General features: G+C 53.9%; 9 protein-coding genes. 4 read left to right on the forward strand and 5 right to left on the reverse strand.

Annotated features, from left to right (window positions below; genetic code table 11):
- Nucleotides 1-105: 105 nt before the first annotated feature.
- The 3 genes from xylH to xylF form a co-directional block, all read right to left on the reverse strand.
- Nucleotides 106-1,305, reverse strand: a complete 1,200-nt coding sequence (gene xylH, locus ABSH60_RS01210) for a xylose ABC transporter permease XylH (RefSeq protein WP_122095009.1) — start codon at nucleotides 1,303-1,305, stop codon at nucleotides 106-108.
- Complete coding sequence (locus tag ABSH60_RS01215) at nucleotides 1,298-2,839, reverse strand: xylose ABC transporter ATP-binding protein (protein WP_390972355.1); 1,542 nt, start codon at nucleotides 2,837-2,839, stop codon at nucleotides 1,298-1,300. Before ABSH60_RS01215 ends, xylH begins: the two co-directional genes overlap by 8 nt.
- A gap of 68 nt (nucleotides 2,840-2,907) precedes the next feature.
- Complete coding sequence (gene xylF, locus ABSH60_RS01220; protein WP_056769764.1) at nucleotides 2,908-3,900, reverse strand: D-xylose ABC transporter substrate-binding protein; 993 nt, start codon at nucleotides 3,898-3,900, stop codon at nucleotides 2,908-2,910.
- A 381-nt stretch (nucleotides 3,901-4,281) separates the two neighbouring features.
- Here xylF and xylA point away from each other — a divergent pair, with 381 nt between their 5' ends.
- The 4 genes from xylA to ABSH60_RS01240 all read left to right on the forward strand — a co-directional run bounded on the left by xylA (nucleotide 4,282) and on the right by ABSH60_RS01240 (nucleotide 9,015).
- Complete coding sequence (gene xylA / locus ABSH60_RS01225; protein WP_056769763.1) at nucleotides 4,282-5,601, forward strand: xylose isomerase; 1,320 nt, start codon at nucleotides 4,282-4,284, stop codon at nucleotides 5,599-5,601.
- A 106-nt stretch (nucleotides 5,602-5,707) separates the two neighbouring features.
- Nucleotides 5,708-7,159 carry a xylulokinase gene (xylB, locus tag ABSH60_RS01230; RefSeq protein WP_390972358.1) on the forward strand — a complete coding sequence of 484 codons (1,452 nt, stop codon included), beginning with the start codon at nucleotides 5,708-5,710 and terminating at the stop codon, nucleotides 7,157-7,159.
- A gap of 766 nt (nucleotides 7,160-7,925) precedes the next feature.
- Nucleotides 7,926-8,330, forward strand: coding sequence for a CidA/LrgA family protein (locus ABSH60_RS01235; RefSeq protein ID WP_122095003.1), 405 nt, complete (start codon nucleotides 7,926-7,928; stop codon nucleotides 8,328-8,330).
- Nucleotides 8,323-9,015, forward strand: a complete 693-nt coding sequence (locus tag ABSH60_RS01240) for a CidB/LrgB family autolysis modulator (RefSeq protein WP_056769757.1) — start codon at nucleotides 8,323-8,325, stop codon at nucleotides 9,013-9,015. Before ABSH60_RS01235 ends, ABSH60_RS01240 begins: the two co-directional genes overlap by 8 nt.
- Nucleotides 9,016-9,195: 180 nt before the next feature.
- On the opposite strand, the gene flgL is transcribed toward ABSH60_RS01240, so the two are convergent.
- Both flgL and flgK read right to left on the reverse strand, forming a co-directional pair.
- Nucleotides 9,196-10,158: a flagellar hook-associated protein FlgL gene (flgL, locus tag ABSH60_RS01245; protein ID WP_390972360.1), complete on the reverse strand. Its 963-nt coding sequence runs from the start codon at nucleotides 10,156-10,158 to the stop codon at nucleotides 9,196-9,198.
- Nucleotides 10,159-10,221: 63 nt separating this feature from the next.
- Nucleotides 10,222-11,877 (reverse strand): flagellar hook-associated protein FlgK, encoded by a 1,656-nt coding sequence (flgK, locus tag ABSH60_RS01250; protein ID WP_056769754.1) that lies wholly within the window; start codon nucleotides 11,875-11,877, stop codon nucleotides 10,222-10,224.
- Between the last annotated feature and the right edge of the window lie 55 nt (nucleotides 11,878-11,932).

Here is an 11,932-nt window from a genome sequence, read left to right on the forward strand (position 1 = left end):
GAATAACACAACGGCAGAAGATCTGTGGATTCTGGATTGTGATTATGTGAGGTAAACCAGATTTCCCTTAGTCAGTGCCGGAAAATTCTGCATATCTCGCCGTATTTATGCCCGACGCTTGGTCGCGGAATCCATCCATACCGCCAGCAGTAAAATCGCGCCTTTGACGATGTACTGCCAGAATGTCGGAACGTCCAGCATGCTCATCCCATTATCCAGGGACGCCATGATGAATGCGCCCATCACCGCACCGGCCACGCTGCCGACACCGCCCGCCAGGCTGGTACCGCCGATAACACACGCGGCGATCGCATCGAGCTCCGCGATATTACCCGCCGACGGTGAACCGGCACCCAGACGCGAACTGAGGATAAGACCGGCGATGGCCACCATCAGCCCGTTGATGGCAAACACCGCCAGCTTGCTGCGTTCGACGTTCACGCCCGACAGCCGCGCCGCCTCAATGTTGCCGCCAATAGCATAAATACGACGCCCGAACGACGTGCGTGACGCCATAAACATGCCGCCAAGCATCAGCGCGACCAGGATCAGCACCGGTGTAGGGACGCCACGGTAATCGTTGAGCAGATAAATCGCCCCCAGTGCCACAATGGCGGTCAGTGCCTGACGGGTCACGTCAGTTCTGGCGGCCGCCACCGGCAGCCCGAGCGCGCTGCGTTGTTTACGTCTGCGCCACTGCCAGCCGATAAACAGCGCCAGCGCCACCGCACCGATCCCAAAACCAAAAGAACCCGGCAGATAACTCTGACCGATTAAAGACATCGCGGGCGTGGTCGGGGACACCGTAGTACCGCTGGTAATGCCAATCAGAATGCCGCGAAATGCCAGCATACCGGCCAGCGTGACGATAAATGACGGCACTTTGCGATATGCCACCCACCAGCCGTTCCATGCCCCCAGTAACAGGCCAAGCACCAGTGTGACCGCAATGGTCAGCGGAAGCGGCCAGCCGAGCCAGACGTCAAATATGGCCGCCACGCCGCCCAGCAGCCCCATCATTGAGCCGACGGAAAGGTCGATTTCTGCGGAGATAATCACGAAAACCATGCCGACGGCCAAAATGCCGGTGATCGCCGTCTGGCGCAGTAGGTTTGAAATGTTTCGCGCGCTGATGTACGCGCCGTCTGTCGTCAGGCTGAAAAAAACAATAATCACCGCAATGGCGGCCAGCATCACAAAGACCTGCAAGTTAATATTTTTTAGCTTTTGCAGGGAAAAGACGGCATCCGGCTTATCCACCGGTGTGGCAGCCGCGGGGGTTCCTGGCTGGGGAAATTTAGACATGCGTTTCACTCCTCAATGCGGCTTCCATGACCTGTTCCTGACTTAAATTGTTGTTGTCCAGACAGGCTTTAACCTGTCCCAGATGCATCACCACCACCCGGTCGCTGAGCCCCAGCACCTCGGGTAACTCCGAGGAAATCACGATGATCGCCATTCCCTGTGCCGCCAGCTGACCAATGAGTTTGTAGATTTCATGCTTTGCCCCGACGTCGATACCGCGCGTGGGTTCATCGAGGATCAGGATTTTGGGTTTGAGTAACAGGCAGCGCGCCAGAATGGCTTTTTGCTGGTTACCACCGCTCAGGCGTCCGATCGCCAGTTCGGATGAAGACGTTTTGATTTTTAGCTGTTTCACCGATTCGCTGATGGTGAATTGCTCCTGCGCCTCGCGCAAAACACCGCCGCTGCTGAACTGACTGAGCGCTGCCAGCGTAATATTGCTGCCCACGGCCATGACCGGCACAATGCCATCGCGTTTGCGATCTTCAGGCACCATCGCCAGCCCGCGACGCATGGCATCACGACAGTCCGTGATCTGCACCTGATGACCTTCCAGCCAGACATCCCCCGACCAACGCCCCGGATAGACACCGTACAGACACTCCATCATTTCGGTTCTGCCTGCCCCAACCAGCCCGGCAACGCCCAGCACTTCGCCCTGACGCAACGTGAATCCGGCGTTATCGACTCTTTTGATGTGACGGTTAACCGGATGCCATGCGTTCAGGTTTTCAACACGCAAAATCTCTGCGCCGATCTGCCGGTGACGTGGCGGGAACAGCTCCGTTAATTCGCGGCCTACCATCATGGAAATGATCTCCTTTTCTGACGTACCGGCCGCGTTGCAGGTGGCAATGTGCCTGCCGTCGCGGATCACACAGAGCTTGTCAGAAATGGCTTTTACTTCAGTCAGTTTGTGGGAGATATAAATACAGGCAATATCGTGATGACGCAGATCCCGGATGATATCCAGCAGAATGGCCGTTTCACTTTCGGTCAGCGATGCGGTGGGTTCATCAAGCACCAGCAGGCGCACCTGTTTATTCAGCGCTTTGGCAATTTCCACCAACTGACGCTGCCCTAATCCGAGATTGCCCACCAGCTGATGAGGGTCGATATCCAGCTTCACCTGCGCCAGCATACGCTGGCAGCGAAGATACATTTTATCGGTGTCCAGCAGGCCATAACGGCCCCACTCGTTGCCGAGAAACATGTTTTCCAGCACGCTCAGTTGTTTCACCAGCGCCAGTTCCTGATGAATAATCGCAATACCTTTTTGTTCAGTGTCGCGGATGCCTTTCGCGCTCAGACGTTCACCGGCGAAATAAATTTCGCCCTCATAAGTGCCCTGGGGATAAATACCGCATAACACTTTCATTAATGTGGATTTCCCCGAGCCATTTTCGCCACACAGCGATAACACTTCCCCGGCAGACAGAGTAAGACTAATATTATCGACCGCTTTTACCGCGCCGAATTTTTTAGTGATATTACGCATTTCCAGCAACGGTGATTTTTCAAATTGTTCTGGCATAGTCAGTATCCTGATAAAAACAACACCGCCGACTTAGAGGTGTTGTTTTCATAGATAATATTGAAAAATTAAAGATCTGATTTTTTATGGAAACCGTCAGCCACTACCGTGCTTTCAATATTATTTTTATCTACCGGAATAGGCGTTAATAAAAATGAAGGCACTTCTTTTTTCCCGTTATTTAAAGTGGCATTAGATTTAGGTGCTTCGCCCTTACCTAACTGCACGGCAATTTCTGCCGCATCATTGGCCAGTTTGGTGATCGGTTTGTAGACCGTCATGGTTTGAGTTCCGGCTTCGATACGTTTGATGGCCGCCAGATCGGCGTCCTGACCGGAAATCGCCACTTTGCCCGCCAGCCCCTGTGCAGACAAGGCCTGTACCGCACCGCCGGCAGTGGCATCGTTGGACGCCACCACCGCATCAATTTTGTTGTTGTTGGCGGTCAGCGCATTTTCCATGATCTTCAGCGCATTTTCCGGCAACCACCCGTCAGCCCACTGGTCACCGACGATTTTGATTTTTCCGTCTTTGATCAGCGGATTTAACACTTTCATCTGCCCGGCGCGGAACAGCTTGGCGTTATTGTCCACCGGCGAGCCGCCCATCAGGAAGTAATTGCCCTGAGGAACGCGCTCCACCAGGCTTTGAGCCTGCAACTCCCCGACTTTTTCGTTATCAAAGGAGATGTAAAAATCGATATCAGCGTTGTTGATCATGCGATCGTACGCCAGCACTTTGATGCCTTCGCGCTTGGCTTCGGCGATAACATTACTCAGCACTTCGCCGTTATAAGGAATGATGACCAGCACATCGACGCCGCGGTTGATCATATTTTCGATCTGCGCCATCTGCGTTTCTTCGTTACCGTTTGCCGACTGAACAAAAACATCGGCGCCCAGCGTTTTGGCTTTAGCCACAAAAATATCACGGTCTTTTTGCCAGCGTTCTAAACGTAAGTCATCAATCGCCATACCTATTTTTATTTCTTTCGCCATGCCTGTCTGGCTGAACAATATCAACGCAGCACAGGCAGAAAGAATCATTTTATTCATTTTCATTTTTCAGACCTTTTATAAGAATAAGAAGAGGCAGATACAGAGAAACCGTACAGAAATGACACAGGGATTGTTGTCGCTGGATAATTAATCGGCAATTGCAGATTTTAATCACCGCGTTATGATTTTTTGTTTATTTCCGGAAGTTTGATGAAGATCATGGTTTGATTGTAATTCGACACTGATTAGTAATTTTATTATCGAGGCATCACGCGAAAGTCAGAGAAAAGCAAGATGAATGGGGTTAATTATGCGATCTACTGCACATTTAATAATTCTATTAAATTGAGTGTGAAATAACGTAATTGTTAGAAGAAGTCACAACTCCGAAGATAGGGCCTCAGCCTCCCAGTCCCGCTGGGCCCGTTTTCAAGGAGTTTTTCAATGCACGCATATTTCGACAAGCTGGATGCAGTTCGCTACGAAGGTGCTAACAGCACTAACCCGCTGGCATTTCGTCACTACAATCCTGAAGAAGTGATCCTCGGCAAAACCATGGCTGAGCATCTGCGTTTCGCAGCCTGTTACTGGCACACATTCTGCTGGAACGGCAACGACATGTTTGGCCCGGGCTCATTTGTTCGCCCATGGCAGCAGCCGGGTAACGAACTGGAACTGGCCAAGGCCAAAGCCGATGTAGCGTTCGAATTCTTCAAAAAACTGAACGTGCCTTATTACTGCTTCCATGACGTGGACGTGTCGCCGGAAGGCGCATCCCTGAAAGAATACGTTAACAACCTGGCGGTAATGACTGACGTTCTGGCACAGAAACAAGAAGCTACCGGCGTGAAACTGCTGTGGGGCACGGCGAACTGCTTCTCTAACCCGCGCTTTGGTGCCGGTGCGGCGACCAACCCGAACCCGGAAATCTACAGCTGGGCCGCGACTCAGGTGGTCAATGCCATGAATGCCACCCAGAAACTGGGCGGCGAAAACTATGTGTTGTGGGGCGGCCGTGAAGGTTACGAAACCCTGCTCAATACCGATCTGCGTCAGGAGCGCGAACAACTGGGTCGCTTCATGCAGATGGTGGTTGAGCATAAACACAAAATCGGCTTCCAGGGCACGCTGCTCATCGAACCAAAACCGCAGGAGCCAACCAAACATCAGTACGATTATGATGTGGCGACGGTGTACGGCTTCCTTAAACAATTCGGTCTGGAAAAAGAGATCAAAGTTAACATCGAAGCAAACCACGCAACGCTTGCCGGTCACTCATTCCATCATGAAATTGCGAACGCGATTGCGCTGGGGATCTTTGGTTCTGTTGATGCTAACCGTGGTGATCCGCAATGTGGCTGGGATACCGATCAGTTCCCAAACAGCGTTGAAGAAAATGCGCTGGTCATGTATGAAATCATCAAAGCGGGCGGGTTCACCACCGGCGGCCTGAACTTTGACTCTAAGGTTCGTCGTCAAAGCACCGATAAATATGATCTGTTCTACGGCCATATTGGCGGCATGGACACCATGGCGCTGGCGCTGAAAGTGGCAGCACGAATGATTGAAAGCCGTGAACTGGATAAACACGTTGCGCAGCGTTACGCCGGCTGGAATACCGAACTGGGCCAGCAAATTCTGCAAGGTAAGATGTCCCTGGAATCCCTCAGCAGCATGGCGCAGCAAAATGAGATCAATCCTCAGCACCAGAGCGGCCAGCAGGAACGTCTGGAAAATCTGGTTAACCGTTATCTGTTTGGTTAATGCATAAGCAATGATTTACGCCCTGCCTGCCTCCGGTTCGCAGGGCGTTATTTATTTATGCAGGCATGAATGGGTTACCCCCTACTGACATAAAAAGGAATCTGGTATGTATCTCGGTATAGATCTCGGCACCTCTGGCGTTAAAGTGATTTTACTCAGTGAAGAGGGTCAGGTGGTTGCCAGCCACAGTGAGGCGTTAACCCTTTCCCGCCCGCACCCGTTATGGTCAGAACAAGATCCCGCCGACTGGTGGACAGCCACCGGCAACGCCATTTCAGCACTCTCGACGCGTCACCCGTTAAAACAGGTTAAAGCGATCGGGATCACCGGGCAGATGCATGGCGCAACCGTACTGGATGCCGGGCAAAACGTCCTGCGTCCGGCCATTCTCTGGAATGATGGCCGCAGTTTCAGCCAGTGCCAGCAACTGGAAGCCGCCGTTCCTGATTCACGCCGTATCACCGGCAACCTGATGATGCCGGGCTTCACCGCACCAAAACTGCTTTGGCTGCGTGAAAACGAACCGGCCCTGTTTGCCAAAATCGACAAAGTATTACTGCCAAAAGATTACCTGCGTCTGTTAATGACCGGCGTTTTTGCCAGCGACATGTCTGATGCCGCTGGCACAATGTGGCTTGACGTTGCCAACCGTGACTGGAGCGACAGTATGCTCGCCGCCACCGGCCTGACGCGTCAGCATATGCCTGCACTGTTTGAAGGCAATGAGATCACCGGCCAGCTGTTGCCAGAACTGGCCGCACGCTGGGGCATGGATTGCGTGCCCGTCATCGCAGGCGGTGGGGATAATGCCGCAGGTGCCGTCGGCGTCGGTTTATATAAAACCGGACAAGCGATGTTGTCACTCGGTACATCCGGCGTCTATTTCGCGGTCAGCGACGGGTTCCTGAGTAATCCGCAGCAGGCAGTTCACAGTTTCTGTCATGCACTACCCGACACCTGGCATCTGATGTCGGTGATGCTCAGCGCCGCCTCCTGTCTTGACTGGGCCGCAAACCTCACCGGCACGGCTTCTGTTGCAGAACTTATCGCGCTGGCAGAGAACACGCCACCGGCAGATTCACCGGTCTGGTTCCTGCCGTATCTTTCCGGCGAACGCACCCCGCACAATAACCCGAATGCCAAAGGCACCCTCTTCGGCCTGACCCACCAGCACGGCCCGGCAGATATCGCCCGCGCGGTTCTCGAAGGCGTCGGTTTCGCGCTCGCCGACGGCATGGATGTGTTACATGCCACCGGCCTGAAGCCGAAAAGCATTACGCTGATCGGCGGCGGCGCACGCAGCCCTTACTGGCGGCAAATGCTGGCGGATATCAGCGGTCAGACACTGGAATACCGCACAGGTGGCGACGTCGGGCCAGCGCTGGGCGCGGCAAGACTGGCACAAATCGCCGAAAATCCGGGCAAACCGGTGGAGCATTTCCTGCCGGAACTCCCGCTTGAACAGGTGCATCAACCCGACGCGCAGAAACATACCGCGTATGGCGCCCGCCGAGAGGTATTCAGGGAGTTGTATAAGCGGCTTGAAGACTTGATGTGATAGTGGCTTCAGCTAATTCTTCAAGGTCAAGGTCAAGGTCAAGGTCGTGGGCGCCGGCCCACACCGGGTTAAGGGGCGTAAACGCGCCCCTTAACAATCCTGCGTTTTTTTAACTGCGCGCTGCCGCTCGCGGGCAATGTTTCAGCGGCTCCGGCTATTGCCGCAAAATCCCGCCGCTGCGCGGTGCCCTCCGCTCGGGTTACAACCCGCGCAAAAACACGCGCGGTTTTCCACCACTCCCTACGGCGTGATTTTTGAGCGCGGCCAATGGCATTTTTAAAATCGAAACGATGTATTTGATTTTGCTTTTCTCTTCCCACTTCGCATGAGGAGGATAAAAACCTTCGTTTTACATAGCCTTTGGCCGCACTCAAAACGACGTCGAATGAACGGTGAGAAACCGCGAGGGGGTTTTTCCGAGCGGGTCCGAACCTGAAATGAGAGCACCGCGCAGCGGCGGCGTTTGCGGCAATAGCCGGAGCCGCTGGAATATATCCTGCCAGCGGCAGCGCGCAGTGAAAAGAGCCCGGGGTTCTTAGGGGTGGCGGCGATAAGCCACCCCTAAGGCCGGTGTGGGTGGCAACCCACGGTCTTGACCTTGAAGTTGAAGTTGAATTTAAACCCCTCCCTCTCCCTGCCTCACTTTCCCCGCGCCAAGACGCCCCCATTTGGAATACACTTCATTCCTAAATTTCATACTGAGTTATGTGGCACAGATCACATCTTAATTGTATGATGAATGCATCATTCAACTGGGTGAAACACCATGAGCAACGCAGTCTCTCTGGCATTTCAATATATTCGGGCGTTTATTCTGATTTACCTGTGTTTATTCGCCGGTAACGCCATTTCCTCTCTTTTGCCTCTCACTATCCCCGGCAGCATTATCGGGATGCTGATTTTGTTTTGCCTGCTCTCAACACAAATTCTGCCGTTTAAATGGGTCAAACCCGGCTGCAACGTGCTGATCCGCTACATGGCGTTGTTGTTCGTTCCTATCGGCGTCGGGGTGATGAATTATTACGAGCAGTTGCGTACGCAGTTCGGTCCGCTGGTGGTGTCTTGCCTGGTGAGTACGCTGGTGGTGCTGCTGGTGGTGGCCTATTGCTCCCACTATATTCACGGCGATCGCGGGACAATTAAGGAAAGCGCGGAGGAAAAAAATGATTGATATTCTGTGGTCTTTGCCGCTGACGCTGCTGGTCTTTTTCGCCACCCGCAAACTGGCGATCAGGCTCAAAATGCCGCTGCTTAACCCGTTGCTGATGTCGATGGTGGTGATTATTCCTTTGCTGCTGGTGACCAACATCCCTTACGCACGCTATTTTGCGGGCAGCAAGATCCTTAATGATTTGCTGCAACCCGCCGTGGTGGCACTGGCGTTTCCGCTGTACGAACAGCTCCACCAGATCCGCGCGCGCTGGAAATCCATTATCAGCATCTGCTTTATCGGCAGCGTGGTGGCGATGGTTACCGGTACCGCCATTGCCTTGTGGATGGGGGCAACACCGCAGATCGCCGCATCGGTATTACCGAAATCCGTCACCACGCCGATTGCGATGGCGACAGCGCAATCCATCAACGGTATTCCTGCTATCAGCGCCGTGTGCGTGATATTCGTCGGGATCCTCGGCGCCGTTTTCGGCCACAGTATTTTGAATCTGCTGAAGATCACCACTAAGGCGTCGCGCGGCCTGGCGATGGGTACTGCGTCGCACGCACTCGGCACTGCACGCTGTGCGGAAATGGATTATCAGGAAGGCGCGTTCAGCTCACTGGCACTGGTGATTTGCGGGATTATCACTTCCCTGCTCGCCCCGTTCCTGTTCCCGGTACTGCTAGCGTTGTTTGGATGAGCTGACCAGAGGCACGACGAGGAAAAAGAGTATGTCACTTCAACCTTAGAAAAAGTGACATACAAAACTGAAAGTACCCGGTTTAAGTACAGTCAGAAAAGAGCCTGCCTGCCCGCGTTAAAACGGGCAGGCAGTCGATAACGAAGAGGAGATGTCTTGCGCGAAGCCGCGCAGGAGGGATTACGAATTCATCTGAAACAGTGACATGCCCTGCATGGTGCTGTACGTCTTATATGACGCCTGAAGTGCAACCTGCTGCAGCGTATAAGTCGAAATTGCTGACGTCCAGTCAGTGTCCACCAAATCACTCAGCTTGCTGGCGTTGGTCACTTCACGGTTATCACCGAGCGTATCCAGCGTGTCCAGCTCACTCATCTGCGTACCCAGCTCTGAACGCACAGACAACACATTGTTCAGCGAGTTGCTCAGGCCACGGTTGGCTTTACCAATCGCGTCCGTGTACTCGGTGTCGGTGGTGTAATCCGCAGACGGCGTTTTCAGGGCTTTCAGCGCACCATCAATGGTTTTGAAGATATCGGTTTCGCTGGGGTCGCCGTTAGGTTCCGCTTTCGCATCACCGGTCAGGGTCTGGAAAACTTCATTACCGGTGTGGTTGATGGTCATGGTACGGCTGGCATCCACCTGCTGAGTGATGGCCGTCGTGCCGCCCGAATAAGACACCGCACCCGTGGTCGCATCTTGCGTAAACGGCGGTGTATCACTCTTATAACCGGCAAAAATATAGCGGCCATTACCGTCGGTGCTGTTCGACATGTTGAGCAGCTGAGACTTCAGGCTTTCGAGTTTGGTCGCCAGAGAAGAACGGTCATCATCGCTTAACGAGCCGTCACCGGCCTGAACGATCAGCGTCTGCGCGTCCTGAATCGTGCTGGTCACGCTGGAGAGAATCGATTCTTCCTGACTCATGCTCTGATTAGCGAAAGTGCGCGCCACCGAAAACTGTTTGTTTTCAGCCGAAGCCTGACGAACCAAAACGGCCTGCGATGCCGCCAGCGGATCGTCCGAAGGCTTGCTCACTTTAGAACCGGTAGACAGCTGTAAACCGGTGGCCTGAAAACGGTTCTGACCATCCAGAACCGCATCCATGTTTTGTTGATAAATCATATTGGTACTAAGGCGCATGGCATCAGTTCCTTATCAGTTCAAATAATACGTTCTAAACACCAGCGGCCTGAGGCGGCGGTATCAGCGAAGGTTGATGATCGCGTCGAAAATCGTCGAAGCCGTCTGCACGACCTGCGCGTTCGCCAGATAATATTGCTGGTAACGTTGCAGATCGCCGTATTCCTCATCGAGGTTAACCCCGGAGATAGACTGCTGCTGTGCGGTCAGCTGGGTCACAATGTTGGCCTGCGCGGTGTTGGTGGTAGTCAGTGTGCTGACCTGGTTCCCCACGTTGCTGACCAGGCTGGCATACGCGCCGGACAAGGTTGATTTACCTTCCACCAGTTTGGCAGTTTGCAGATTCAGCATTTTCTGCGCGTTGGTGTTATCGCTGACGCCGGTGTCTGCTGAGCCCGCAGCGGCGATCAGTGAAGAATCGCTGATCGCGACATTCACACTGCCCGCCACATTACTCACCGTTTTGATGGTGAAACTGTCTTTGGTTGACGGGGTGCCGCTGACAGAAACGGACAGGCCGTCGAATTCCATCGTCGGGTTACCGTTGCTGTCATTCGGGCCAGTGGTCGGCGTGATTTTCGCCCCGTCGGAAACGCGGGTCACATCCCAGCTGCTGCCGTTATAAGCCATGGTGTAATCGCTGGCTTTAACCGCTGACGTGTCGGTGTAGGCCACGCTCACATCCGCCGTACCCTGGTTTTTGGTGTTGCCTACCGTGGTCGCGCCGGTGAAGGTGAAGAAATCCGTGCCCTGGGTGCCATTGAGGTCGAAACCGGCTTTGTTGGTGGTGTTGAAGCTGTCAGCCATCGTCAGCGCTAACTGGCCTAACTGGTTGATGGCCGGTTCCAGGTTATCTTTGCGGAAAGACAACGCGCCACCGAGAGAACCGGTGGTCATGCGGCTTTCCTGAATCTGTGACACGGAGCCATCCGGCTGCGTCATGCCCACGGTCATTTTGGTCGGATCTGCACTGGAGGCGACGGCCACCACAGTTTTAGCATTTCCACCGCTCACCAGTGGCACGCCGTTGGCAAAGGAGACGTTGTAGGTATCGCCATCCTGCTGCGTGACGGTGACACCGGTAATGTCATTGAGCTTGCTGACCAGCTGATCGCGTTGATCGAGCAGCGCATTAGGCTCCTGCCCGGTGCTGCCGCGCGTGGTGGTGATCTGCGTGTTCAATTTGGCAATCTGCGAAGCGAACGTGTTGATCTGGTCAACGTTCTGCGAGATTTGCTGGTTAACGGCAGTGTTCATGTCGTTCAGGTATTTTGCTGAACTGTTGAACTGCGCGGTCAGCCCTTGTGCTTCGCCCAACACTGCCTGACGCGCGGAGCTGTCGCTGGCGTTGCTGGTCAGGGTTTGCAGGCCCTTGAAGAAGGTCGCCATGGTGGCATCAATGCCCGTTGAGCTGTCACCCAGCAAGTCATCAATGGAGCTTGCCTGGCCCAGTTGGGTCGATAACGCGCTGCTGGTGGCGCTGGAACCCAGTAACTGCGTCACCACAAAGGCGTTGTACTCGCGGTTGATGCCGGTGACGGTGACGCCGTTACCGATATAGCCTGCGCCCGTCGCGGTGCCGTTGCTTTGATTGATGATCGTTGTCTGGCGGTTATAACCGGCCACACTGACGTTAGCGATGTTATTACCGGTGGTGCTGAGCGCAGCCTGCGCTGCGTTCAGTCCGCTCATTGCGGTATTGATTAAGCTACTGGACATGAGTGACCTTTTGGCTGCCGGTGTAAAATTTTACCGCCGGATAATTAAAGGGTTC

Source organism: Rahnella sp. R3(2024), assembly GCF_042920125.1.
Lineage (GTDB): Bacteria > Pseudomonadota > Gammaproteobacteria > Enterobacterales > Enterobacteriaceae > Rahnella > Rahnella rivi.

Bases quoted from the DNA above. Each gene is read 5' to 3' on its own strand.
- xylH (WP_122095009.1), bottom strand. From the start codon at position 1,305: ATGTCTAAATTTCCCCAGCCAGGAACCCCCGCGGCTGCCACACCGGTG.
- ABSH60_RS01215 (WP_390972355.1), bottom strand. From the start codon at position 2,839: ATGCCAGAACAATTTGAAAAATCACCGTTGCTGGAAATGCGTAATATC.
- xylF (WP_056769764.1), bottom strand. From the start codon at position 3,900: ATGAAAATGAATAAAATGATTCTTTCTGCCTGTGCTGCGTTGATATTG.
- xylA (WP_056769763.1), top strand. From the start codon at position 4,282: ATGCACGCATATTTCGACAAGCTGGATGCAGTTCGCTACGAAGGTGCT.
- xylB (WP_390972358.1), top strand. From the start codon at position 5,708: ATGTATCTCGGTATAGATCTCGGCACCTCTGGCGTTAAAGTGATTTTA.
- ABSH60_RS01235 (WP_122095003.1), top strand. From the start codon at position 7,926: ATGAGCAACGCAGTCTCTCTGGCATTTCAATATATTCGGGCGTTTATT.
- ABSH60_RS01240 (WP_056769757.1), top strand. From the start codon at position 8,323: ATGATTGATATTCTGTGGTCTTTGCCGCTGACGCTGCTGGTCTTTTTC.
- flgL (WP_390972360.1), bottom strand. From the start codon at position 10,158: ATGCGCCTTAGTACCAATATGATTTATCAACAAAACATGGATGCGGTT.
- flgK (WP_056769754.1), bottom strand. From the start codon at position 11,877: ATGTCCAGTAGCTTAATCAATACCGCAATGAGCGGACTGAACGCAGCG.